Consider the following 23,347-nt stretch of genomic DNA (forward strand, 5'->3'; position numbering starts at 1 on the left):
GGCGAAACGGACATCCCGCAGCGGCCCGGAGCCATCCCGCGCGCATATTTCTCCCGCGGTTAACCGCGTATTACTTCATGTCCCGTTTTGTTCGCGGACCCAGGCGGACCCCGCCGGAAAGAGGGCCGAAGACATGCAGAAGATCCTCGACGCGATCCTCGCGGGCGAACTCGGCGAGGTCGGCCGCCTCCCGGTGCCCGAGTTCTACCGGGGCGTCACCCTGCACGCCGACGAGGCGGCGATGTTCGACGGGCTGGCCGGCCCGGACAAGGACCCGCGCCGTTCGCTGCACCTGGACGAGGTGGCCACACCCGAACCGGCGGCCGGCGAGGTGCTGGTCGCCGTGATGGCCAGCGGCATCAACCACAACACCGTGTGGTCCTCGATCTTCGAGCCGCTGCCCACGTTCGGCTTCCTGTCCCGGTACGGCAGGACCTCGCCGCAGGCGGCGCGGCACGACCTGCCGTACCACGTACTGGGCTCGGACCTGGCCGGGGTGGTGCTGCGCTGCGGCGAGGGCGTGGCGGCCTGGCAGCCCGGGGACGAGGTGGTGGCGCACTGCCTGTCCGTCGAACTGCACCACCCCGACGGTCACTCCGACACCATGCTCGACCCGGAGCAGCGGATCTGGGGCTTCGAGACCAACTTCGGCGGCCTGGCCGAGCTGGCGCTGGTCAAGGCCAACCAGCTCATGCCCAAGCCCGGGCACCTGACCTGGGAGGAGGCCGCGGCGTCCGGGCTGGTGAACTCCACCGCCTACCGCCAGTTGGTCTCCCGCAACGGCGCCGGGATGAAGCAGGGCGACATCGTGCTGATCTGGGGGGCGTCCGGCGGCCTGGGCTCGTACGCCACGCAGCTCGCGCTGAACGGCGGGGCCACACCGGTCTGCGTGGTGTCCAGCCCGCAGAAGGCGGAGGTGTGCCGGCGGATGGGCGCGGAGCTGGTCATCGACCGGGTCGCGGAGGGCTACCGGTTCTGGAAGGACGAGCACGCCCAGGACCCGCGGGAGTGGAAGCGGTTCGGCGCCCGGATCCGGGAACTGACCGGCGGCGAGGACCCCGACATCGTCTTCGAGCACCCGGGCCGGGACACCTTCGGCGCGAGTGTGTACGTGGCGCGCCGCGGCGGCACGATCGTGAGCTGCGCCTCCACCTCGGGCTACCAGCACACCTTCGACAACCGCTATCTGTGGATGCACCTCAAGCGGATCGTGGGGACACACTTCGCGAACTACCGCGAGGCGTGGGAGGCCAACCGGCTCATCGCCAAGGGCCGGATCCACCCCACGTTGTCGGAAGTGGTGCCGCTCGAACACACCGCGCAGGCCGTGCACGACGTGCATCACAACCTGCACCAGGGCAAGGTCGGGGTGCTGTGCCTGGCGCCCGCGCAGGGGCTGGGCGTGACCGACCCGGAGCTGAGGGCCAAGCACGAGCAGGCGATCAACAGGTTCCGTACCGCCTCGGTCGCCTCGGTCGCCTCGGTCGTGGCGGCCGGATAGCGCGGGGACGCAGGGCACGCGGGCGGATAGGCACACAGGGACGGCGGCACCCAGGCAGGACGGCTGCGCGCGGGCACGACGGCGGCACGCAGGCATGACCACGGCGCGCAGGCGCGCAGGCAGGACGGCGGCACGCAGCCACGTGGGCAGGACGGCGGCACGCAGCCACGACGGCGGCGGCCGGCCCCGCGAGGTCGCGGGATGCGGCCGCCGCCGAAAACGCTCAGTCCTGGCCGGTCGCGGTGATCAGCGTACGCGGGCGCATGTCCGTCCAGCGGCGCTCGACGTAGCTCACGCACTCCTCCCGTCCGGCCGGACCGTGCACCGGCTCCCAGCCGGCCGGCACGTCCGCGAACTCCGGCCACAGCGAGTGCTGGTTCTCGCTGTTGACCAGCACGCGGTAGCGCGCGTCCGGGTCGTCGAAGGGATTGACCATCTGGCGTCTCCTTTCGTTCTGTTGCCGATGACTGCCGACGACCGCCGCCGGCCGTCCGCCCGGGACCCCGGGAGCGGGGTGCCGGACCCGTGCTCGGTGGTACGTCAGGCGCCCGGGGACAGCGACGGCACCCTGCCCCGGCCGGACGCCGTCTCGCCGGCCTGGGCGCGGCTCCCTTCGACGTCGGTGGCGAATTGCAGCCAGCGGTCGGCGCAAAGCCGGGCGACGTGTGCCACGTCGGCCGCGCGGTGGGCGGGGACGCCGGCGACCAGGTCCTGCCGCTGTTCGTCGGTGAGCAGATGGGCCGCCAGCAGATGCAGCAGCGCCCGGCCGGTCTGGGACATGCGCAGCGACGGGTCGCGGCGCATGCGGGCCAGCACGGTCTCGGTGACCGCGGCAGCAGGCGGGGGCACCGGCCGGACCGGTTGCGGCTCCTGCGAGCCGGCCGGTCGGTCGTCCCCATGGTGTTGCCCGGACTCTGCCGGATCCGCGTCCGCCCCGGTCTGCTCCGGGCCGCTCCCGGCGGTCCGGAGCTTGGGCGGTACGGGGTCCTGGCCCAGCCGTATCCGGTTGCGTACGTCGCGGGCGGTGGCCAGCGCCACTCCGGCGCGGCCGGCGATCTCCCGCAGCGACGCGTCGGGTGACTCGGCGATGACCCTGCTGGCCGCGATGCGCCCGGCAACCAGGTCGACGGGACGGCTGCGTCCGTCGCGGCCGGTCCGCAGGGACAGTTCGGCCATGGGCACGTCTGCCTGCCTGCGCAGGGCGCCCACGACGCTCGGCGACAGGCCCGTGACGGACGCGATCCGGCGGTCCGACCAGTGCGGGTGGCTCTCGATGATGCGCTGGGCGGCGGCCGTCCGGTCCTGCCGGGACAGCGGCAGGCCGTGCTCGGCGTTGAGCACGACGGCGAGCACGAAGGCATCCTCCGCCGTGCCCTCCACCAGCCGTACCTCGATGTGCTGGTCGCCGCGCAGGGCGGCGGCCCGTAGTCGGTGCATGCCGTCGACCACACGCATTGTGTCGCGGTGGACGACGATGGGCGGCAGGGCCGCTTCCGATTCTGCGAGGATGCGCGCGTGTTCTTCAGTTTCGCCCGCCAGACGTGGGGAGTCGGCGGGCAGCAAGGAACCGATGGGGACCAAGTGCGTACGGCGAGAGGAGAGTTGTTCGTGGAGGTGAATCCGCGACTCTTCGCCGGTCGGTAATACGGACACGTAGCCCTTTCTTGGCGCTTCCGTGAACGCCGGCACCCGTGTGATCCGGGGCGACGCTCAAGACCCGGCAAGGATCCCTTCGGTGACACCTGTTGACGTCGGTCGGTAACCTCCCTCCGCCCTGGGCGCACGCGTGGCTGCGTATGCGTCGGTCGAATGCTGCGCTACGGTGGTCCACCCACGACAGGGCCGAACCGCCCCCATGCTCTGTCCCGGTACGCATGGGTTCGCGGCCCTGTCAGGCCCACCTTCCGGTGCCGCCCCGACGGGTTTTCGCACCCTTTTGGGTACATCGCCCCCCAGCGGGCGCAACACCGCGAAAAACCCCGGGGTTTGGATTGTTATGAACGTTCACATGGCTTGATATCGACACCCCGAGCGGGTGTCAAGCGTGCGGCGAGCACCACGTCGGAGCCCGGTCTACGCGCGTCCTGGTGCTGCCGCCGGTAACACATGCCGATCGGGCACACGTCATTTCCACCGGCCCCGCGCTCATCTCGGACAACACGCGTATACAGAACTATCACAAAGCGCGAGGCTCGCCGTCGGCGCCGGCGGATGCTGCCGCAGGCAAAGCTGAGGAAGATCTCGACGATGTGGTCGTGGATCTCTGCGGGCGCGCACGGGTGGAGGGCCCGGAGCGGGAGGCCCGAGGTGGGAGAGAGCCGGAGCCGCACGCCGCGAATACCTTCCGCTGCTGTTCAACCGCGAGCCGCGCGCAGGGAAGCCGTCCCGTTACGCGGTCATGCTTGTGCCCGTGCTGCGGGACCGGACACGAAAAGCCCGTCGACATCCGCAAACGGCGGTGATCCGTCCGTGGGTCCGCGCGGCGGGACTCACCCGGCGCGCTGTCCGACGCGGAGGACACTGAGGTAGCGGCGTGACGCCCGGTCTCCCATGCGGGTGCGGATGCGCTCGGCTATGGCGTCGAGCAGGGGCTCGCGGATGTCGGGGGCGAGCTTGCGGTAGAGGGAGGTCGAGCGGAGGAGATCGGCGAAGCCTTGCCCGTCGAACCACTGGACGGTCGGGTACCAGCGCACGATCGTCGGGCCGAACAGGCCTCCGGGGCCGTCGACCTGTCCCCAGCCCTCGTCGGTGGCGCGTACGTCGTCCTCCAGCGGGGGATGGCCCCAGCCGGGGTTGCCGGGGCTGAACCGCTCGTGGAGATCGGCGGTCTCGGCGTAGACCTCGGGCTCTCCCGGCCGGCGGACGACGACGTTGCCGAGCAGCGCCATCCAGCCTCCGGGCCGGAGAACGGCGTGTGCTCGTCGCCAGCCGAGGGACGGGTCGACCCAGTGCCACGACGACGCGGCCACGAGGGCGTCGAAGCGGCGGCCGCGGTCGTCCCACTCCTCGAAGGTCGACCTCTCGACTTGTACGTTGCGGAAGGCGGCGGTCCGCTCGCGAGCCAGTGCGGCCATGCCCGCGCCGGGCTCGACGGCGGTCACCGGGCATCCGAGTGCCGCCAGCGAGCGCGTCGCCTGACCCGTACCGCAGCCCACCTCCAGCACCGCCGAGCGTTCGTCCGTGCCGGTGACGGAGACGAGGTCCGCGAACAACTCGTCGGGGTAACCCGGCCGGACCCGGTCGTAGAGCTCCGGCACCTCGTCGAACAGCCTACCGAGTTCGCGTGGATGCGGGCGCGGATGCGGGTCATCGGTCACGAGCGCACAAACTACGGGGCTCGTCCGCGCGCACGCCACCGGTTTGCCGTCACGCGGGGTTCGGCAGGTCGATCAGCGCGAGCTCGGCCGGGTCGATCACGGCCTGGATGTCGGTGATCCGGCCGTCGACGACGGTGAACGCGAGGAGCGCGAGCGGGGTGCCGTCCTCGCGCCAGGACATGACTCCGGGCCGGCCGTTGACGATCGCCGCCCGTCCCTGCGTGGCCGCGCCGGCGGACAGCTTCGCGCCCGCGGCCACTTGCGTGGCGCCGAGGGTGACGACCGGGCCGGCCGGGGTGTCGACGGTCAGCCGTACCTCGGGGTCGAGAAAGCGCAGCAGTCCCTCGAAGTCGCCGAGGCGCGCCGCCGCCAGGAAGGCCTGGACGACCTCGCGCTGCTCCTGCGCGACGCCTGCCGGTCGCTCGGTCACCTGCACCTTCCTGCGGGCACGGCTGGCGAGCATCTTGGCCGCGTCGGTGGACTTGCCCAGGATCTGGCCGATTTCGCTGAACGGCACCGCGAACAGATCGTGCAGCACGAACGCCAGCCGCTCGCTCGGCCCGAGCGAGTCCAGGACGACGAGCAGCGCGAGCCCGACCGAGTCGGCGAGCATCGCGTCGTCCTCGGGAGCGGGACCGTCGTCGAGCGTGACGACGAGTTCGGGCAGATGGTCGTCGTACGGAGCCTCGGGGCGGGTCCGGCGGGAGCGAAGGACGTCGAGGCTGATCCGGCCGACCACCGTGGTCAGCCAGCCCGCGAGGTTCTGGATGGTCGCCGTGTCCTGGCGGGAGAGCCGCAGCCAGGCTTCCTGGACCACGTCCTCGGCATCGGCGTGCGATCCGAGCAGGCGGTACGCGACCGCGCGCAGCCGGTGGCGCTCGGCCTGGAACGCCTCGGCCACCGGGTCCGCCGGGCTGGTGTCGGTCATGTGGTTACCTTCCTCGGATCCGCTCCGTCATGAGGGTGACGTGCCCGGACGGGCACACGTAACCGATGGAGGGCAGGACGATGGAAGAAACCCGCACCAAGCGCACGTCGGACTCGGCGAACCCCGAGGTGATCTCCGCGATCCAGCAGCTCAACAGGGCGATCCACTCCGCCGGCGTCGACCCGCGCCTGCTGTCGCTGGTCCACCTGCGCGCGAGCCAGATCAACGGCTGCAGCCCGTGCGTGCACGCCTCGATCCAGTCGGCGAAGAAGCAGGGGGAGAGCGACGAGCGGCTGCACAGCGTGGCCGCGTGGCGCGAGACCCCCTTCTTCAGCGACGAGGAACGGGCGGCGCTTCAGCTCGCAGAGGCCGCCACCCGGCTCCAGGACGGCGCCGCCGGGGTGACCGACGAGATCTGGGACGACGCCACCGACCACTTCGACGAGAAGCAGCTGAACGCGATCATCCTGGAAATCGCGCTGACCAACTTCTTCAACCGCATCAACCGCACGGTCCGGGAGCAGGCGGGGAAGAGCTGGTGAGCTGAGCCGAACGCCGCATCCGAAACGCGGGCGCCCGTCGTTCGTGGCTAGGCGCCGGCCGCGCGTCGGCCAAGGACCGGTTCGGCCAGCAGCCTTGCCGTACGGCAGAGGGTCTGGCCGTGCCGGGCGAAGAGTTCGTCACGCGAGTCGAAGTGGCCCAGGTCGGCGAGGACGTAGGCCGACAGATCGCACGGGGTGCCGTCCGCCGGGCAGAGCGTTACGCCGTCCCAATCGATCGCCGTCCTGGACAGCGCCTCGAAGAGCGTCTCCTTACCGAAATTGGCGAAGCCGTCGCTGTGGCTCAACTCGTCAAGGCTGCCGAAGAGTTCGGAGACGGTCAGCCAGGGCGCGGGGGAGTGGGCGGTCGGCGCCGGGCCGTTGAGCCGGAATTCCGGCCACGGCAGGACCACCCGGTCCGGGACGACCCGACGCAGCCGAGGGAACCGCGGATACCAGAAGGCACCGTCCACCAGCAACCCCCGTACGCGCGTGGGCACCCCGGACGCCCGCGCGACGGACTCCAGAACGGCCAGCCGCTGGCTGCACGATCCGCGGCCGCGGCGCAGGACCTCGGAGACCGGTCGCTCGTCCTGCACGGAGTACACCGGCCGCACTGTCGCGGCGATCAGGCGGTGGGCCCGGCGCAGTGCCGCTGTCCGGCGAACGGGATCCGACGCCTCGCCCATGTCCGCCGCCGCGTCGACCTGTTGGAGCAACGAGGCAACCCGTGGATGCGACCAATTGAGGATGGGCGTGGGTGCGCTGCTGCCGACCGCTGTCCCCGCCCCGGCCTTGCCTGCCCCGGCCGTACCCCCGCCGGACCGGCCGCGCGGAGTGAGAAGCGAGCTCGTCATGCCCACGGTCCTCTCGTCCAGAGCCTGTTGCGGGCGCGCACCCAGCATGCCCGCAAAACTGAACGTGTTCAACCCTGCCCGTACGGGCTGCCCGACTACCGGCAAGCCGCACCTGCTGAACGGTCCCGGCGCCCGAACTCAGCGGGTCTGCTGCGACGCGACATAGCGTCAGAAGCACCATTCAGGTGTGCCGGCCCCCCGGACCCTTGACCCACCCCGGCAGCCGCCCCTTCACTCACCGAGCACCAGTCGCTCCAGCGCCGCCCGCGCCCGGGCGTCCGACTGCGCACGGGCGACGACAGCGCCGGCGAGCTCCCGTACCCACTCGTCCAGGGCCACCGGACGCCGGGAGAGGACGACACCGCGGACTTCCTTGCACACCTGACCCTGGGGACGGCCACCGGCGAGGTCGAGGACGAGTCGCTGTTCGCCGAGGACGACCTCGACGCGTTCGACACGGCCGTCGCGCCCGGCGAGGCGGTCGGCCATGCTGCGTTTCCGGGCCACGGTGACGGAGTCCGGCGGAAGGGCGTCGGCCAGGGTCGTGGTGAGCACCCGGGCGTAGACCTCCAGGTCGGCGGCGTCTCGGCGCAGCGCGGCCGTCAGGAGGTCGATGGAGTCGGTTGCCCCGGTGGCGGGGTCGAACGGTGCGGGGTCGTTCGGCGAGGTCATCGTGGTGTCTCTCGTGTGGGTGCCTGCTGCGAGCCTGCTGGGCGGGGCGCTCAGCCGTCCAGGCCCAGGACGAGGGCCGGACGTTCGATGACGTGGTCGTCGCGGAGCGGCCGTACGGCTGTGCCGATCGCGAAGAACTCGGTGGTGTGACCGCCCCAGCGGTGGTTGTGCGCGTTGAGTTGCACGCCGACCACGCCCTCCGCGCGCAGTTCCTCCGCCTCGCGCTGCATCCGCTCCATGGCCAGCTCCCGCGCGTCGTACAGCGCCTGCGTGAACTGCTCGATCTCCACGTTCTGGCCGATGTTGGAGAGCATCTGCCCCATCTTCCGGTGCGCGATGTGGTAGACGCACGTACCCATCACCATGCCCAGCGGGGCGTAGCCGGCGCGGATGAGTGTCCAGAAGTCCTGGCCGTTGAGGTCCGAGGTGAACGGCTGGCCCTTGAGGTTGCGCCAGCTGCCGCCGTTGCCGCCCGGCGCGGGATGATCGGCTTTGACGGCCGTGCCGATCGCGATGAACTCCGCGATGTCGTTGCCGAAGTCGCGGGCCTCGACACTCAGCCGTACACCGACGATGCCGTCCGCGCCCAGTTGCGCCGCTTCGGCCTCCATACGCGTCATCGCCAGCTCGCGGGCCTGGTACATCGCCTGGCTGAGTGTGGTCAGTTCCTGGTTCTTGCCCCATCGGCCGAGCTGGATGCCGACGTGATAGATGGAGCTGCCCAGCACGAGACCGATGGGCCGGAATCCCGCCTCGCGCACCAGCAGGAACTCGTTGACCGACAGGTCACTGGTGAAGATCGAACCCGGCTTGCCCGGCTGCAGTTCGGCCAGCCGCGGAGTTGAAGTCGGTCATGTACGGGTTCCCCTCATCGCATGTCGGGGCCGGCCGGGCGCGTGGCCCGCCGGCGTCGTTCCGGGTCGAGCGGCATCACGGTGAGGACGCGGGGCGGCTGCTCGCGTACGGCGAAGCGGGCGACGCTCGTACCCACCAGCGTCGCCTCGGCCAGGTGGTCCTCCTGGTCCTTGTTGCCGCTGCGGATGCAGGGTTCGCTCCACACGCGCAGGTCGCCCGCGGCGAGGATCACGCCGTCACCGCCCCGTCGCCCGCTCTGGGCCCTCAGATCGGCCCTGGCGTCGGAGCGTACGTCGTGCACGAGCTCGGTCCAGCCGCTGACCTCGGTGTTGCGCCACGAGCTGCGCTGCGATCGGGTGCGGTAGTCGTCGTGCCGCACGCCGATGGACATCCCGTACAGCAGCTCGACGGGGACCCATCCGGCGGTCACCAGCTTCGCGAACCCCCGGCCGTCGAGGTGGCACGTGAACGGCTGCGGTGCCCGTACCGCCCCGGCGGCGCGCACCGCGGTGCCGATCACCTGGAATTCAAGGCAGTTCGGCTGCGCCACGAAGGGCGCCACCGTCAACTGCGCCGCGACGACGCCGTCGCCGCCGAGGGCCGCGCACTCCGCGCTCATCCGCCCGAGCGCCGTACGGCGCGCCTTGTCCAGCACCTCGACGAGCGCGGCCGACGGGGCGCCGCGTCCGGAGAGCGCGACACGCGCGTGTCTGCCGGAGCCGGACCACCTGCTCGTGAACTGGCAGTCGTGATAGCCCCAATACCGGCCGCGGCGGCCGACGTGATAAACAGCCGACCCCATGACCTGGCCCACCGGCTCGAACCCCACAGCCCGCAAAGCCGCGAACTCCCCGGTGGACAGCGCCGAGGACCACGTCCCACTGCTCCGCGCCTCCGCCACGCGCGCGGCCGCCCCCGGCGGCAACCCGGCCCCTGCCCATTCCCCGCTCATGCCCACCGTCTTCCCCGTCCCGGCCCCCGCCGAGCCCCACCCACAGCGGCCCGGAGTCTACGCCCGCCCCCCAAGCCGCCCTCGGGTAGGTGGGGCGCCACCTTGCAGTGGTAGCAGCGCAAGAACTCGTTGTCCTGGCGGTACCACTCGTGGTCGCCGCAGTCCCCGGCGCGAGCTCAGTCCTGGGGGCTCGGCGGGGCGTCGGGGACGGATGCGCGGAGGGTGGAGAGGAGGTCGAGGAGGGTGGTGCGTTGGGTCGGGGTGAGGGTTGCGGTCGCCGTGGACAGGGCGGCGCGGTCGATCTCCTCGGCGCGGGCGTGGACGGTGCGGCCGGTCGGGGTGAGGGTCAGCAGGTAGGCGCGGCGGTCGGTGGGGTGGCGGGCCCGCTCGACCAGGCCCTCCCGCTCCAGTGCGTCGACCAGGGACGTGACGGTACGCGGGGCGACGTCCAGCGCCTCGCCGAGATCGCGCATGCGCAGCGGCTCGGTCGTCGTGGCCAGCGCCCGCAGCAGCCGCAGGCGGGACACGGACAGGCCGTGGGAGCGCAGTTGCGCGTCGACGTACGTGCGCAACCGCACCGTCGTACGGAAAAGGTCGTCGACCAGGACGTCGCTGCTGCGGGTCTCCACCACGGTGTTCCGCCTCACTCCCTCTACGAGCTCTCACCCGTTGTGTGTCGACTCATAGTGAGTAGACTCAGCATATCGGCTGCGCGCCGACACCCCCGTATGTCCGCAGACCGCCCCGGGCCCCCGGAGAAGGAGGACCATGCCCGGCCGCCGTATCGACCAGCGCCTGGTCGTACCCGTCATGTTCGTCGCCACCTTCTTCCTCGTGGTGATGGACGGTGCCATCACCACCGTCGCGTTGCCGTCCATCGCCCACCAGTTCGGCGTGTCGGCCGCCGGCAGCGACAGCGTCGCCGTGGTGTACCCGGTGTGCGTGGGCATCACCATCCCCCTGTCCGGCTGGCTCGGCGACCGCTTCGGCGGCAAGCCGGTGCTGATCGGTGCGATGGGGCTGTTCACCGTAGCGTCCGCGCTCTGCGGGATCGCGGGCAGCCTCGGCCAACTCACCCTCTACCGCGGCCTCCAGGGCCTGGCCGGCGGGCTGCTCACGCCGGTGGCCGCCGCGATGCTCTTCCGTACGTTCACGCCCGCCGAGCGGGTACGGGCCTCGCGCGTCATGACCATCCCGCAGCAGATCGCGCCCGCCGTCGCGCCCATGCTCGGCGGCGTGCTCGTCGACAGCCTCTCGTGGCGCTGGGTCTTCTACGTCAACCTGCCGTTCGGCGTGGCTGCCTGCCTCTTCGGCCTGCTCTTCCTCGACAACTCCCGCCAGCCCGGGCCCGGGAAGCTCGACATCCCCGGCCTCGTACTGTCCGCCGCCGCGATGTCGCTGCTGATGTACGGGGTGTGCGAGGGCGCCCGGCAGGGCTGGTCGTCGCCGGTGATCGCCGGCAGCCTCGCCGCCGCGGCCGTACTGGTGGTGGCGACCATCGTGGTCGAACTCCGCACGCCCGCGCCGGCGTTGCGGCTGCGGCTGTTCAAGGACGCGCTCTTCAGGGACACCAAGGTGATCGGTCTGATCGGCGTGGTGCCGTTCATGGGTGCGATGTACGCGGCGCCGCTGTTCATCCAGGAGGCCCAGGGCGGCTCCGCCCTGCACTCCGGCACCAGCACCTTCACCGAGGCCATCGGCGTACTGCTGACCGTGCAGGTCGCGTCGCGGTTCTACGACAGGGTGGGCCCGCGGCTGATCATCGCGGGCGGACTCCTGTGCGTCACCGTGGTGCTGGGCTTCATGACGAGCGTGGACGCCGGGACGGGGGCGTGGGCGATGCGGCTCTACATGTTCCTGCTGGGGCTCGGCATGGGTGCGGTCTTCATGCCGGTCACGGTCGCCTCGTTCAGCACGATCCCCAAGGAGGACGTGGGCCAGGCGTCCACCCTCACCAGCGTGATCACCCAGCTCGGGATGGCCCTGGCACCGGCGCTGGTGGCGACCCTGCTCATCGCCGGCACCCCGCACGGCCTGCACACCGCGCCGCCCTCCACGTACCGGACCGTCTACCTGGTGCTCGCCGTGATGTGCGCGGTGGCCACCCTCTTCACCCTGAAGCTGCACGACGCCCCGGCCCGCAACGACCCGCCCCCACCCCGGAGCCCACGCGTGCAGCGTGTTTCCCGCCGGAGGCGTGCCGGAGCGGCGGCCGAGGCGGGGGGACCGCAGGGCTGAGGGGTACGCGTGGGGCGGCCCGTGACGCGATGGCCGGGCACCGCCCGGGGGAGGGTCCGGCCATCGCGTTTCGGTGGGGCTGTCGGTCAGCTCTGGATGAACGCGAGCAGGTCCGCGTTGATGACGTCGGCCTGCGTGGTGATCATGCCGTGCGGGAAGCCCGCGTAGGTCTTGAGGGTGCCGTTCGGGAGCAGTTCGGCCGACAGGGGGCCGGAGTCGGCGTAGGGGACGATCTGGTCGTCGTCGCCGTGCATGACCAGGACCGGGATCGTGATCTTCTTCAGGTCCTCGGTGAAGTCGGTCTGGCTGAAGGCGACGATGCCGTCGTAGTGGGCCTTCGCTCCGCCGGTCATGCCCTGCCGCCACCAGTTCTGGATGACGGCCTCGTCGGGCTGCACGCTGTCCCGGTTGAACCCGTAGAACGGGCCGGCGGGCAGGTCGCGGTAGAACGAGGTACGGCGGGTCGCCGTCTGCACCTGGAGGTCGTCGAAGACGCTCTTGGGCAGGCCGCCCGGGTTGGCGTCGGTCTGCACCATCAGCGGCGGCACGGCGCTGATGATCGCGGCCTTGGCCGCCCGGTTCTGCCCGTGCCGGGCCAGGTAGTGCACGACCTCGCCGCCACCGGTCGAGTGGCCGACGTGGATCGCGTCGTGCAGGTCCAGGTGCTCGACCACCGCGGCCAGGTCATCGGCGTAGTGGTCCATGTCATGACCGTCGGCGACCTGGGCGGAGCGCCCGTGGCCGCGCCGGTCGTGGGCGACCACGCGGAACCCGTGGTTCAGGAAGAACATCATCTGGGGGTCCCAGTCGTCGGACGACAGCGGCCAACCGTGGCTGAACACCACCGGCCGGCCCGACCCCCAGTCCTTGTAGAAAATCTCCGTGCCGTCGCGCGTCGTCACGAAACCCATGACTCTCCCGATTGTTGTGCGGTGACCGTGGTGACCGTGTGAGTGCTGCCGACATGCCCACGCAACGCTGCTCGATTTGACGCGCAGCAATCACGGCAATTACTTGAAGTGAAATAATGGCCACTGAAAGCTTACCGTCCTGTGGCGGGCGCCGCAGCGGGGCTCGCCGTGCGACACGTCAGCTTCTGCCCTGGTCGGCGTACGCGCGGCGGTTCGGCGGGGACCTGCCCGTTATGACCGTAAAGAGAATTCCGAATACGGAGGTTTCGCGGGCGAGGAAGCCCCTGATGCCTTTGCGGCCCGCCGCCGGCGGGAATCAAAGCGGGCTCTGGGACGCTGTCACGAGTGTGAAGAAGATCGGTTTTCTCTCGTTCGGGCACTGGTCGCCCAGTGTGCACTCGCAGACGCGCTCCGCTGCCGACTTCCTGCATCAGTCGATCGATCTCGCGGTCGCGGCGGAGGAGCTGGGGGTGGACGGCGCGTACTTCCGGGTGCACCACTTCGCGCAGCAGGCGGGGAGCCCGTTCCCACTGCTGTCGGCCATCGGGGCGCGTACGTCGAGGATCGAGATCGGCACCGGCGTGATCGACATGCGGTACGAGAACCCGCTGTACATGGCGGAGACCGCCGGCGCCGCCGATCTCATCGCGGGTGGCAGGCTGCAGCTCGGCATCAGCCGTGGGTCACCGGAACAGGTGATCGACGGCTGGCGGTACTTCGGGTACGCGCCTGCGGACGGGGAGACCGGTGCGGACATGGCCCGCCGCCACACCGAAGCGTTCCTCGAGGTGATCAAGGGCCGGGGCTTCGCGCAGCCGAACCCGCGGCCCATGTTCCCCAATCCGCCGGGCCTGCTGCGCGTCGAGCCGTACTCCGAGGGGCTGCGCGATCGGATCTGGTGGGGCTCGGGCTCGAACGCGACCGCGGTCTGGGCGGCGCAGTTGGGGATGAACCTGCAGAGTTCCACGCTCAAGGACGACGAGACGGGCGAGCCGTTGCACGTCCAGCAGCGCAAGCAGATCGAGGCGTACCGCGCGGCGTACAAGGAGGCCGGTCATGAGCGCGAGCCGCGGGTGTCGGTCAGCCGGAGCATCTTCGCGCTGACCAGCGACACGGACCGGGCCTATTTCGGCCGCGACCGCAACTCGCGCGACCAGGTCGGCATGATCGACGACACGACCAGGGCGATCTTCGGCCGCTCCTACGCCGCCGAGCCGGACGAACTGGTGAAGCTGCTCCAGGAGGACGAGGCGATCCAGGCCGCGGACACCCTGCTGCTCACCGTCCCGAACCAGCTCGGGGTCGACTACAACGCCCACGTCCTGGAGAGCATCCTCACCCACGTGGCCCCGGACCTCGGCTGGCGCTGACCCCCCCTGCGAATGTACGTACGGGCCGGAGCGGTGGGCGCTCCGGCCCGGGGGCCGCTGCTCCGGTCACTCCGGCTACGGGGCAGCGGGAGAGGTGAGGAACCTGCCGATTTCGCGGGCCACGGTCTCGGGCTCGTCCAGCATCGACAGCACGTATGCGTCGGGTACTTCGGCGTACTGCCCTGCCGGTAGCAGCTGTGCCAGACGATGACCGTGGTCGGGCGGCATCACGCGGTTGCTCGGTGACCACAGGACGAGCGCCTGCCCGGTGAACCGGCGCAGCGCCTCGGTGTCGCGAACGAGCTTCTCCTTGTCGAACGGCCCGGTGCAGTAGTTTCGTAGGTCACGCAGAATGCGGGGATCGCCGAGGAGGGGTTCGGTCCAGCGACGCATGAGGTCGTCCGGTACCGGCTGCCGAGCCATCTGCCCGTACAGCATGGGCAGCCGGCGCAGCCGGCCGATACGCAGTTGGCGAGCGGCGAACCGCAATCCACCGGGCATTCGGGCGGCCAGCGTCACCATCCTGCCGGGCAGCCCGGGCGGGAAGTTGTCGAACGCCTCGCACGGGAGGATCACCTGCCGGGCCACGCGCTGGTCGCGGCCGTGGGCGGTGAGAAAGAGTGCCCCGCCCCAGTCGCTGTGTACCAGCGTGACGCCCTCCAGGCCGAGTACGTCAAGGAAATCGGCGACCAGGCCGACCTGTCCGTGCAGCGTGAGATCGGCGTCCGGCTCCATGGGCCGCCGATGGGCGCCCAGGGGCAGCACAGGGCGTAGATACGTGAACCCCTGCGGGAGCAGCGGCAGTACCTGGTCCCATACGGTGTGGTCCATCAGCAGCCCGTGCAGTAGAACGACGGGCGGCCCTGATCCGGCAACGTCGTACTCGATGACACCGGCCGTAACCTCGACATCCCGCACGACAGCCTCCGCCAGGGCAGTCCCTCCAGGGATTCCGTTCTACCAGGGGGGTGGACGAGCCGGCGTTCGTGACCCGGCGAAAACCCCGCTCCGGTCCCTGGACGATCCGACCACCTGGTCAGGCTGTCCGACCGGCCACCCCCCACACTCGACGCCCCTATAGCCTCCGCTTGTGAGCAATCGCCGCAGCCGGACCGAGAGTCACCCCCACGAACTTCCCGAGAGTACGACAAGCTTGCGGTCTGCTGTGGAACAACTGTCCTGGCTGGGCCTATCAGCGAATGGCTGCGACCAGGACGATCCCCGAATTCCTAATCGTCGAGTTCGGTGAAGAGGGTCAGTTGAAGAGCGCCAGGTGCTTCCAGCCGTGAGTTGAGGGAGTTCCACGGGGTGAGCGTCGGCTCGGCGATCACCTGGGCTCCGGCTGCGGCCAGTTTTGATGTGGCGGCGACGGAGTCGTCGACCTGGAAGGCGACCCGGATGTGGCCGGCCACTCGGTGTCCGACCTCGACCTCGTCGATGAAAGCCGCGTGGTTCGGATCGGCCAGCTCCAACGTGGCTCGGCCCGCGTCGAGAATCGTGACCCGTCCGCCGGGAGAGGTGAACGCGGCGCGTTCGGTCAAGCCGAGGACGTCACGATAGAAGTGCAGCGCCGCATCGTAGTCGGCTGCCGTGACCACTAGGCGAAGTTCACGGACGGCGGGTTCGTCGGGCATGGCGTTCTCCTTGGAGATTGCGGGTACGGGGAGGTCAACCCCGCACTCAATCGGACCCTTCCCTTCTGCCTGTTACGACTGGCTGCCCGGCATAATGACGGTGTCCCACATCCCACGCCATGAGGTGGCTGCCCGTGGACATCTGGTGGGCGCGATCACGCCGGCGACCCGGCCGCGTTGGCGCGGACGGCCCGGACGAGGCGGAAGTCGGGCCGCCAGGGGAATCGCACCCCCGTCAGCGCTGCTAGGGTGCGCCGTGCTCTGGTGATCATGGGCACAGTGCGCAGGGGCGGGGAGGGCGTGGTGGTGTCACCGCTGGTGGTTGCCGTGCGGCGGCAAGGGGCTGTCGTGCCGGAGTGGCTGGGGGCGGCGGTTCGGGTTCTGCTGGGGCTCGAAGCCGTCATGTGCCTGGTTCGGCTGGGCTTTGACGTGCTGGAGGGGGAGTTGTGGGCGCAGGCCGCCGCGGGTCGGGTTTCTGATACGGATCCCGGTGTGCGCCGGATGCTGGCTTCGTGGTCCACCGGGACGGCTGACAATGCGCTCTTCTTCCTGACGGCCGCGGTGTTCATTGCCTGGCTGTACCGGGCACACCGGGCCGCACAGAGCATCGCCCCCGGCCGGTTGACCAACAGTCCGGGCTGGACGATCGCCAGTTGGTTCGTGCCGCTCGGATCCCTGTGGATGCCGTACCAGTCGGTGCGGGACATCTGGCAGGCGAGTGGCCCCACTGACGACAAGCGGCCCCGGCTGGTGCTGGCCTGGTGGCTGCTGTTCACCGTCGCTCGCTGGTCGGGGCTGCTGACCGGCGGGTTGGCGACGGCGCTCAGGACGGATCCCGGGGCCGAGGTGGGTCTGTACGTGTTCTTCGGCGTGCGGTCGGTGATGGAGGCGACCGCTGCGGTCCTCGCGGTGGTGATGGTGCGACGGCTGATGAAGCGACAGGGGCAGGCGGAACAGGTGCTCGACGACGAGTGGGCGGTTCCTGCGTAAGGACGCCTCCGCAGCAGGCCGCGCCCTCGCATTCCGCGTGATCGTCTCTCCCGGTCCGGCCTGCCCGCCGTCCCTGAGGCGAACAGGTGGGGGCGCAGGCTCCCTCCCCTACTGAACAGTAGCTTTCCGGTCACTTGCGTCTCGTGCGTGCTCCACCGTCACGGGACGCCGGCGGAAGGGCCCGTGACTCCACTCCCGGACGACCTCGCTTGCCCTGTTTGTCCCTCCGGTATCGGTATTCCCGCCGCGGACGCACCCTCCAAACGCGTCCGGCTCGGTCGTCAAGGGGGCGGCTGCGCGCACCTGTTCGAGGGGTCCGTCCGGCGGCCGCCGCGGGCGACCGTCCCCTCGGCTGGACGAATCACCTGGTCAGGGGTCGGGCGCATGGTTTTCTCCGGGCCGGGACGACGGCTGAAACACCCCCTTATCCATTGAATCCCGCGGGTGGATATTGCCGGGCGTAGACCCTTACCCGCGGTAACAGTGTCATGGCCATGACCACCACATCGACCATTCCCCGGCCTCCGCGACACGGGACCGGAGCACCGGGAAACCGGAACAGGAGAGACTCATGCGACCCAGAACCGCTCTGCGCCTGCCCATGGTCGTGCTCGGCACGGTCGCCGCGGTCGGCCTTGCCACCGGGGCGGCCTCGGCCGCCGACGTCCAGCTGAGCCTGGCCTGCCAGGCGACGCCCCCGATCGGCGGCGCACAGACCTTCACCATCGGCGCCGGCGTCAACGGAACCGCGCCGGCCAGCGTGGCCTCCGGCAGCGCCTTCGCCATCACACTGGCGCCGGACCCGATCACCGTACCCAGCTCGGTCAACGGGAACACGGTGAACTCGATCAGCGGCCTGAAGCTCAGCGCCCCGGTGCCGGCCAACGCCACCCTCAACAGCGAGACGATCAGCGGGGGTTCCGGGCTGGGATCCGGAACGCCCACGCTGACGCTCAGCGGCGGCACCCTGACGATGAACGTGCCCGGTCCGATCAACGGCGGCAGCACCTTCACGCTGCCGACGCTGAACCTGAACCTGACCGCCGGCGCATCCGGCAGCACGGTGCAGACCAAGCTGGCGGGCACCAGCTACTCCAGCCCCGGCCTGACGTTCACCGCGAAGGTCACCGCGGCCATCTTCACGGTGAACGCCCCGACCGCCTGCTACCCCTCGCCGAACCCGGTACTGACCACGACGTCCATCAGCTGACGTCAACGTGAACCGCGGACCCGGCGCCGCCCGGCGCCGGGCCCGCCCCGGGTGACAGCTCACCCACCCCCACCAGGTCTGGGCGGCGCCGGGTTGAAGGTAGAGGAAGTGCCCGCCGTCACCGGCCATGAAGAGCCGCTCCGGTCCCTCCAGCCCGACGAGGTCGACCCTGCCGCCCTCGCTGCCCTCCACGCCGAGGATGCAGACGGGGTACGTGCGGACGTCCGCCATCGTCAACGCCCCAGCGCCGCCGGATTTCCGCTGATCGCCGCGTGGCTCGCCCGGCGGAATTCCTCGCGCAGGCCGTCAATGCCGGTGGTGTAATTCCGGGTCATCGTGGACATCGCTTCCTGGATACGGCGCACGGCTTCCTGTCCGCTGCCGCCCGCGTTGATGGATGCGCCCTGCCGCAGCGCGACGGCGACGAACGTGTTGTAGTCGCGTTCGAGGTCGTTGATCAGCGTGCCGATTTTCCCGGAGAGCGAATCGGTCAGGAACAGCGTCGAGCGGAAGAGGATGAACGCCTCGCGGATCGGGTCCCCCAGGCCGTCGTGGTTCCCCGCGTTGATGCGGTCGGGCATCTCGTACCGCAGATACCTCTCCAGGCTGCTGAGGCCGCCCCAGACCGCCCGGTAGGACTCCGTCAGCAGTTCCAGGGATTTCTCGCCGAGTTTGGTCTCACGGTCGACGGTCGCGCCGAGCCGCTTGAATTTGTGCTGCACCCATTGCTGGAGCGAGAACAATATGACGCCGTTGACGACGACGGAGACCCCGACCGTGGCCAGGTTGACCGAGTTGCTCATTTCCTCACGCTAGCGCCCGCCGGGATCGCGCCGCGGCGGAATGTACGCTTCCGGGCCACGTCCGTCCCGCTGACTTCAGGGCGCCGTGTCGGCCAGGTCGTCGAGGAAGGCCTCGACGGCGATCTCGGCGGCGCCGAGCAGGGGGGCGCCGGTCTGGAGGGCGGCCGGCAGCAGTTCGGTCTCCCGCCGGACGCCGAGCCGGCTCCGGCCCGCCCGCAGGGCGTCCTCGAGCGTGCCCCGGGCGTGGCGCAGGACGTGGGAGAACAGGCCGCCCATCACGATGAGTTCGGTGCCGAGCAGGGCCTGCAGGGAGGACAGCCCGGTGGCGACCGCCGGGGCCAGGGCGGTCACCGCGTCCACCGCCTGCGGCTCCCCGCGGTCGGCGCGCTCCAGCAGCTCGGTCATCCGGGCCCGGCGGGCGTGGCCGCGGCCGGCGGGCAGCCCGGCGTGGCGCAGCAGCGCGTCGCCGCCGACCTCGGTCTCCCAGCAGCCGCTGGACCCGCACCGGCACGGCCGGTCGCCGGGCGCGAAGAGCATGTGCCCGACCTCGCCGCCGGCCCAGCCCGGGCCGCCCAGCAGGCGGCCGTCGACGATGATGCCGGCGCCCACCCCGACCCGGGCGTAGAGGTAGAGCATGTTGCGGTGCCCGCGCCCGGCGCCGTGCAGCAGCTCGGCCAGTGCCGCGACGTTGCAGGTGTTGCCCAGCCGTACGGGCATCTCCAGGCGGACCCGCCGGCGCAGCTCGTCGGCCAGGTGCACCTGGTGCCAGTCCAGGTTCGGCGCGAAGGACACCACGCTCGGGCCGCCGTCCGGGGCGTCCGCGGCCCCGTCGACCAGCCCCGGCACGGCGATGCCGACCGCCAGCGGGCGCGTCCGGCCCGCGGTGAACCCGTCGACGGCCTGCGCCAGCCGGTCCAGGGTGCGTGCCGGGTCGCCGGGCTCGGGGACCTGGTCCAGGACGGTCGTCGCGGCCACCGACCCGTCCAGCCCCACCAGCGCCATGCGGATCTCGTCGACCCCGATGTCCACGGCGAGCACCCGCGCGCGGCGTCCGTCGGGGGCCACGGTCAGCGACGGGCGGCCGCGCCCGGCGGTGGTGGCGCGGGCCGCGGCGGACTCGGTCACCAGGCCGCGCCGCGTCAGCTCGGCGACCAGGTCGGCGACCGCGCTGCGGGTCAGGCCGAGCGCCTCGCCGAGCCCGGTGCGGGTGCAGGGGCCATGAAGGTGCAGGTGGCGCAGCAGGGCCCGCAGGTTGTGCCTGCGTACGTCCGGCGTCGCCTGGCCGGCGGTCCTGGTCATCCTGTGTCTCCCCCTGGCATCGGCCTGGCATCGGCGCCCCTGTCGGCGCGTCAGGGGCGCTCCGACCCTCCATGCGCGGTGCGAGTCAGGCACCGCGAGTAGGTCATGGTCCCACGCGGCACAAGGCCGCGCGGGACGCCGAGTCCCGTCCGCGCAGAAGGCTTGACACCCTCGACCGGCAGGTTAAATATTCGTTTCCGACGAAAACAAATGATCGACCCGGACGAGGTCGGTCACCGGTTTCGCCGACAGGTTGCACGGCCCGTTTCACCGGTTTCACCAGCTCTACCTGTTTCGCCTGTTTCGCCGTCTCACCGGCTTCGCCCGCCCCCACCGGCCGCGGCCCCGGCACACCGACCGGAGCGACCCGCCCGTCCGGCGGCCCCCTGTACTGCCCGCACAACCGCGCCCGCGGGACACCCCTGCGCGGACGCGTCGCCCTGCCCGCCCGGTCACCGCCACGGGGCGCGGAACGGAACAGAGCACAGGACAACCGACCGAGGGAGACACCCGGTGGCACGTACCAGACGCAAAGCACGACGCGCCCGCGCAGTCGTCCAGCTGACGACCGGTGCGGCAGCCCTCCTCCTGTTCACCGCCGGCACCGTCGGCGCCGCCGCCCCGCCGGACCGCGCGGACCACCCGGACCAGGGACCGGCGGCGCCCTCGGCGACCGGGGACGCGAGGGTCGACCGGCTGCTGGCCGAGATGACCCTCGACGACAAGCTCACGATGATCGCCGGACAGGTCGACCTCGAGGCCGACCCCCAGTACCAGGCCGGCTACCTCGCCGGCATCCCCAGGCTGGGCATCCCCTCCCTGAAGCTCACCGACGGGCCGCCCGGGGTCATCACCAAGCAGGACTCCACCGGCATGACCGCGACCATGGGCGTCGCCGCCACCTTCAGCCGCAAGGACGCACGCCTGAACGGCGCGGTCGTCGGCCGGGACGCCAAGGCGCTGGGCCAGGACGTCGTGCTGGAGCCGTTCGTCAACATCGACCGGGACACCACCGGCGGCCGCGGCTTCAACACCTTCGGCGAAGACCCGTACCTGACCGGGCAGATGGGCGCCGAGGAGATCAAGGGCACCCAGAGCCAGGGCACGATGGCCCAGGTCAAGCACTACATCGCCTACGACGGCGCGAACGACGTCACCGTCGACGAGCAGACCCTGCACGAGATCTACCTCGCCCCCTTCCAGGACGCCGTCGACGCCGGGGTCTCCTCGGTCATGTGCTCCTACAACAAGGTCAACGGCGCCCAGGCGTGCGGGAACCAGCACACGCTCACCGACATCCTGCGCGGCGAGCTCGGCTTCAAGGGCTTTGTCACCTCCGACTGGGGCGCCAACCACGGCACGGACTACATCAACGACGGCCTGGACCTGGAGATGCCCGGCCAGGGCTACGGCAACACCGTCCCCGGCCGCACCGAACGCGGCTTCCCGGCGTACTTCGGCAAGGACGCGCTCAAGGCGGCCGTCGCCGACGGGACGGTCACCGAGTCCCGTATCACCCAGGCCGCCGGCCGCATCCTCTACGAGTACGACCGCTTCGGGCTGCTGGACGGCTCGTCCAAGCACACCGTCACGGCGGAGGACCGCGCCGCGGACGACGCCGCCGTCCAGAAGACCTCCGAGGACGCCGCCACCCTGCTGAAGAACGACGCCGACACCCTGCCCCTGAGCGGCACGTCCTCCGTCGCACTGATCGGCCCCGGCGCCGGCCGGACCGTCGCCACCGACGGCGGCGGCGAGCGGTCCGGCGGCATCGCCTCCGAGCAGACCGGCACCTACCAGGCGCTCGAGCAGCAGCTCGGCGCCCGCGCCCACCTGAGCTACGCCGTCGGCGACGACATGACCGGCGTGCCCGTCCCCGCCTCGGCCCTGTCCCACGACGGCACGCCCGGACTGCAGCGCACCGACACCGCCGGCACCGTGCAGCAGACCGACCCGCAGCTGGACTTCACCACCGCCGGCCACGCGGCGCTCCCCGCCGGCTCGGACCACACCTGGACCGGAACGCTGGACGTGCCCGCCGCCGGCAGCTACTGGCTGAACATCCAGACCCTGGGCGCCTGGGCGACCCTGACCGTGGACGGCAAGCTCCTGACCAACATCGGGGGCGGCTACGACGGCCAGGCCGGCCCGCCCCGCTACGGCACCGTCCACGCCACCGACGGCAACGGACCGCTGCCGACCACCGACGGCCTGGCCAACGGCCGTACCTTCCTGGACCTTTCCGCCGGCCCGCACACCCTCCAGGTCGTCCAGCACGCCGACGTGTCCGGCCGGCCCGTCCAGGTGCGGCTGAACTGGGTGACCCCCCAGGAACAGAAGGCGCAGCACGACGCCGCGGTCGCCGCGGCCGCCTCGGCGAAGACCGCCGTGGTGTTCGCCTGGGCCGGCAGCGGCGACGACCTGTCCAAGCCGCTGCCCGAAGGACAGGACCAGCTCATCGAGGACGTCGCCGCGGTCAACCCCGACACCGTGGTGGTCCTCAACACCGGCCAGCCCGTCGCCATGCCCTGGCTGCCGAACGTCAAGTCGGTACTGGAGATGTGGTACTCCGGCGACCGCGGCGGCCGCGCGACCGCCGACGTCCTGCTCGGCAGGACCGACCCGGCCGGCAAGCTGCCCTTCACCTGGCCGGCCGCCATCGACCAGGAACTCGCGCACCAGGCCGCCCACCCCGAACGCTCATCACGGGGCGTGAACGGGAAGACCACGTACTCCGAGGGCGTCGACGTCGGCTACCGGTTCTTCCAGGCCACCGGCGAGACCCCGCTCTTCCCGTTCGGCTACGGCCTGTCCTACACCTCCTTCCACTACTCCGGACTGCGGGTGGCCCCCGCGCACGCGGGCGGCCTCGACGTCACCTTCCGGGTGAGCAACGACGGCCGGACCGCCGGCGACGCGGTGCCCCAGGTCTACCTCGGCGCGCCCGACGACCAGCCGCAGGGCGTCCAGTTCGCTCCCGAGGCGCTGGCCGGCTTCGACCGGGTCCACCTGAACCCGGGCCAGGCCCGCACGGTGACGATCCGGGTGGCGCCGCGCCAACTCCAGTACTGGTCGACCGCGGCCGGCCGTTGGACCACCGCGACCGGCACGCGGACCGTCCACCTGAGCACCTCCTCCGGCACGGACGCGCTCCGACAGCAGGTCACTGTCACCGGCTGACCCACCGGCTCGCCCATCGGCCGACCCACCGCACCGGCAGCGCCCGGTACCGCCGCTGCCCACCCGCGCCGTTCCGCCCGCCGCCATCCGG

The 23,347-nt window shown here is 71.0% G+C and carries 21 protein-coding genes; 7 read left to right on the forward strand and 14 right to left on the reverse strand.

From position 1 onward, the window contains the following. The first annotated feature begins 133 nt into the window (after window positions 1-133). Window positions 134-1,501, forward strand: a complete 1,368-nt coding sequence (gene ccrA / locus ITX44_RS33250; RefSeq protein ID WP_205362256.1) for a crotonyl-CoA carboxylase/reductase — start codon at window positions 134-136, stop codon at window positions 1,499-1,501. A gap of 223 nt (window positions 1,502-1,724) precedes the next feature. Here the strand turns inward: ccrA and ITX44_RS33255 are convergent, their stop codons facing one another. From ITX44_RS33255 to ITX44_RS33270, 4 genes are all read right to left on the reverse strand, one after another. Next, window positions 1,725-1,937: an MbtH family protein gene (locus tag ITX44_RS33255; protein WP_205362257.1), complete on the reverse strand. Its 213-nt coding sequence runs from the start codon at window positions 1,935-1,937 to the stop codon at window positions 1,725-1,727. A gap of 104 nt (window positions 1,938-2,041) precedes the next feature. Continuing rightward, the gene (locus ITX44_RS33260) at window positions 2,042-2,938 is read right to left on the reverse strand and encodes a ParB/RepB/Spo0J family partition protein (RefSeq protein ID WP_236062146.1); all 897 of its coding nucleotides are present in this window, start codon (window positions 2,936-2,938) and stop codon (window positions 2,042-2,044) included. A 1,052-nt stretch (window positions 2,939-3,990) separates the two neighbouring features. Continuing rightward, window positions 3,991-4,818, reverse strand: a complete 828-nt coding sequence (locus tag ITX44_RS33265) for a class I SAM-dependent methyltransferase (RefSeq protein ID WP_307795607.1) — start codon at window positions 4,816-4,818, stop codon at window positions 3,991-3,993. Window positions 4,819-4,867: 49 nt separating this feature from the next. Continuing rightward, window positions 4,868-5,746 (reverse strand): sigma-70 family RNA polymerase sigma factor, encoded by an 879-nt coding sequence (locus tag ITX44_RS33270; protein WP_205362263.1) that lies wholly within the window; start codon window positions 5,744-5,746, stop codon window positions 4,868-4,870. An 80-nt stretch (window positions 5,747-5,826) separates the two neighbouring features. Here ITX44_RS33270 and ITX44_RS33275 point away from each other — a divergent pair, with 80 nt between their 5' ends. After that, a complete protein-coding gene (locus ITX44_RS33275) occupies window positions 5,827-6,288 on the forward strand; it encodes a carboxymuconolactone decarboxylase family protein (RefSeq protein WP_205362264.1) in 462 nt (153 codons plus the stop codon). 47 nt (window positions 6,289-6,335) lie between these two features. Here the strand turns inward: ITX44_RS33275 and ITX44_RS33280 are convergent, their stop codons facing one another. The 5 genes from ITX44_RS33280 to ITX44_RS33300 form a co-directional block, all read right to left on the reverse strand. After that, entirely contained in the window at window positions 6,336-7,142 is an 807-nt protein-coding gene (locus ITX44_RS33280; RefSeq protein WP_205362265.1) for a transglutaminase domain-containing protein, read from the reverse strand. A 231-nt stretch (window positions 7,143-7,373) separates the two neighbouring features. Next, entirely contained in the window at window positions 7,374-7,814 is a 441-nt protein-coding gene (locus tag ITX44_RS33285) for a hypothetical protein (protein WP_205362266.1), read from the reverse strand. A 50-nt stretch (window positions 7,815-7,864) separates the two neighbouring features. Next, window positions 7,865-8,575 carry a heavy metal-binding domain-containing protein gene (locus ITX44_RS33290; RefSeq protein ID WP_307795608.1) on the reverse strand — a complete coding sequence of 237 codons (711 nt, stop codon included), beginning with the start codon at window positions 8,573-8,575 and terminating at the stop codon, window positions 7,865-7,867. Window positions 8,576-8,682: 107 nt separating this feature from the next. Continuing rightward, a complete protein-coding gene (locus tag ITX44_RS33295; protein WP_205362267.1) occupies window positions 8,683-9,621 on the reverse strand; it encodes a heavy metal-binding domain-containing protein in 939 nt (312 codons plus the stop codon). A 176-nt stretch (window positions 9,622-9,797) separates the two neighbouring features. Further along, the gene (locus ITX44_RS33300; protein WP_307795609.1) at window positions 9,798-10,268 is read right to left on the reverse strand and encodes a MarR family winged helix-turn-helix transcriptional regulator; all 471 of its coding nucleotides are present in this window, start codon (window positions 10,266-10,268) and stop codon (window positions 9,798-9,800) included. 121 nt (window positions 10,269-10,389) lie between these two features. On the opposite strand from ITX44_RS33300, the gene ITX44_RS33305 reads away from it, so the two are divergent. Further along, on the forward strand, window positions 10,390-11,859 hold the full coding sequence (locus ITX44_RS33305) for a DHA2 family efflux MFS transporter permease subunit (RefSeq protein ID WP_205362268.1): 1,470 nt from the start codon (window positions 10,390-10,392) through the stop codon (window positions 11,857-11,859). An 86-nt stretch (window positions 11,860-11,945) separates the two neighbouring features. On the opposite strand, the gene ITX44_RS33310 is transcribed toward ITX44_RS33305, so the two are convergent. Next, entirely contained in the window at window positions 11,946-12,770 is an 825-nt protein-coding gene (locus tag ITX44_RS33310; protein ID WP_205362269.1) for an alpha/beta fold hydrolase, read from the reverse strand. Window positions 12,771-13,117: 347 nt separating this feature from the next. Here ITX44_RS33310 and ITX44_RS33315 point away from each other — a divergent pair, with 347 nt between their 5' ends. Beyond that, the gene (locus ITX44_RS33315) at window positions 13,118-14,140 is read left to right on the forward strand and encodes an LLM class flavin-dependent oxidoreductase (RefSeq protein ID WP_205362291.1); all 1,023 of its coding nucleotides are present in this window, start codon (window positions 13,118-13,120) and stop codon (window positions 14,138-14,140) included. 75 nt (window positions 14,141-14,215) lie between these two features. Here the strand turns inward: ITX44_RS33315 and ITX44_RS33320 are convergent, their stop codons facing one another. After that, the gene (locus ITX44_RS33320) at window positions 14,216-15,058 is read right to left on the reverse strand and encodes an alpha/beta fold hydrolase (protein ID WP_205362270.1); all 843 of its coding nucleotides are present in this window, start codon (window positions 15,056-15,058) and stop codon (window positions 14,216-14,218) included. A 311-nt stretch (window positions 15,059-15,369) separates the two neighbouring features. Continuing rightward, complete coding sequence (locus tag ITX44_RS33325) at window positions 15,370-15,774, reverse strand: VOC family protein (RefSeq protein WP_205362273.1); 405 nt, start codon at window positions 15,772-15,774, stop codon at window positions 15,370-15,372. Window positions 15,775-16,044: 270 nt separating this feature from the next. Here ITX44_RS33325 and ITX44_RS33330 point away from each other — a divergent pair, with 270 nt between their 5' ends. Both ITX44_RS33330 and ITX44_RS33335 read left to right on the forward strand, forming a co-directional pair. Continuing rightward, complete coding sequence (locus tag ITX44_RS33330) at window positions 16,045-16,764, forward strand: DUF4328 domain-containing protein (RefSeq protein WP_205362275.1); 720 nt, start codon at window positions 16,045-16,047, stop codon at window positions 16,762-16,764. A 571-nt stretch (window positions 16,765-17,335) separates the two neighbouring features. Then, the gene (locus tag ITX44_RS33335; protein ID WP_205362277.1) at window positions 17,336-17,974 is read left to right on the forward strand and encodes a cyclase; all 639 of its coding nucleotides are present in this window, start codon (window positions 17,336-17,338) and stop codon (window positions 17,972-17,974) included. 233 nt (window positions 17,975-18,207) lie between these two features. Here ITX44_RS33335 and ITX44_RS33340 read toward each other — a convergent pair whose 3' ends face one another. Both ITX44_RS33340 and ITX44_RS33345 read right to left on the reverse strand, forming a co-directional pair. Continuing rightward, a complete protein-coding gene (locus ITX44_RS33340) occupies window positions 18,208-18,777 on the reverse strand; it encodes a hypothetical protein (protein WP_205362279.1) in 570 nt (189 codons plus the stop codon). 75 nt (window positions 18,778-18,852) lie between these two features. After that, window positions 18,853-20,076 carry an ROK family protein gene (locus ITX44_RS33345; protein WP_205362281.1) on the reverse strand — a complete coding sequence of 408 codons (1,224 nt, stop codon included), beginning with the start codon at window positions 20,074-20,076 and terminating at the stop codon, window positions 18,853-18,855. Between the two features lie 513 nt (window positions 20,077-20,589). Between ITX44_RS33345 and ITX44_RS33350 the strand changes: the two genes are divergently transcribed. Continuing rightward, window positions 20,590-23,256, forward strand: coding sequence for a beta-glucosidase family protein (locus tag ITX44_RS33350; RefSeq protein ID WP_307795610.1), 2,667 nt, complete (start codon window positions 20,590-20,592; stop codon window positions 23,254-23,256). The last annotated feature ends 91 nt before the right edge of the window (window positions 23,257-23,347 follow it).

Source organism: Actinacidiphila acididurans, from assembly GCF_016918855.1.
In the GTDB taxonomy this organism is placed as follows: domain Bacteria; phylum Actinomycetota; class Actinomycetes; order Streptomycetales; family Streptomycetaceae; genus Actinacidiphila; species Actinacidiphila acididurans.

Coding starts and splice junctions, on each gene's coding strand:
- ITX44_RS33335 (WP_205362277.1), top strand. CDS start 17,336: ATGCGACCCAGAACCGCTCTGCGCCTGCCCATGGTCGTGCTCGGCACG.
- ITX44_RS33330 (WP_205362275.1), top strand. CDS start 16,045: ATGGGCACAGTGCGCAGGGGCGGGGAGGGCGTGGTGGTGTCACCGCTG.
- ITX44_RS33275 (WP_205362264.1), top strand. CDS start 5,827: ATGGAAGAAACCCGCACCAAGCGCACGTCGGACTCGGCGAACCCCGAG.
- ITX44_RS33255 (WP_205362257.1), bottom strand. CDS start 1,937: ATGGTCAATCCCTTCGACGACCCGGACGCGCGCTACCGCGTGCTGGTC.
- ITX44_RS33270 (WP_205362263.1), bottom strand. CDS start 5,746: ATGACCGACACCAGCCCGGCGGACCCGGTGGCCGAGGCGTTCCAGGCC.
- ITX44_RS33325 (WP_205362273.1), bottom strand. CDS start 15,774: ATGCCCGACGAACCCGCCGTCCGTGAACTTCGCCTAGTGGTCACGGCA.
- ITX44_RS33295 (WP_205362267.1), bottom strand. CDS start 9,621: ATGAGCGGGGAATGGGCAGGGGCCGGGTTGCCGCCGGGGGCGGCCGCG.
- ITX44_RS33305 (WP_205362268.1), top strand. CDS start 10,390: ATGCCCGGCCGCCGTATCGACCAGCGCCTGGTCGTACCCGTCATGTTC.
- ITX44_RS33310 (WP_205362269.1), bottom strand. CDS start 12,770: ATGGGTTTCGTGACGACGCGCGACGGCACGGAGATTTTCTACAAGGAC.
- ITX44_RS33285 (WP_205362266.1), bottom strand. CDS start 7,814: ATGACCTCGCCGAACGACCCCGCACCGTTCGACCCCGCCACCGGGGCA.
- ITX44_RS33340 (WP_205362279.1), bottom strand. CDS start 18,777: ATGAGCAACTCGGTCAACCTGGCCACGGTCGGGGTCTCCGTCGTCGTC.
- ITX44_RS33260 (WP_236062146.1), bottom strand. CDS start 2,938: ATGCACCGACTACGGGCCGCCGCCCTGCGCGGCGACCAGCACATCGAG.
- ITX44_RS33345 (WP_205362281.1), bottom strand. CDS start 20,076: ATGACCAGGACCGCCGGCCAGGCGACGCCGGACGTACGCAGGCACAAC.
- ccrA (WP_205362256.1), top strand. CDS start 134: ATGCAGAAGATCCTCGACGCGATCCTCGCGGGCGAACTCGGCGAGGTC.
- ITX44_RS33280 (WP_205362265.1), bottom strand. CDS start 7,142: ATGACGAGCTCGCTTCTCACTCCGCGCGGCCGGTCCGGCGGGGGTACG.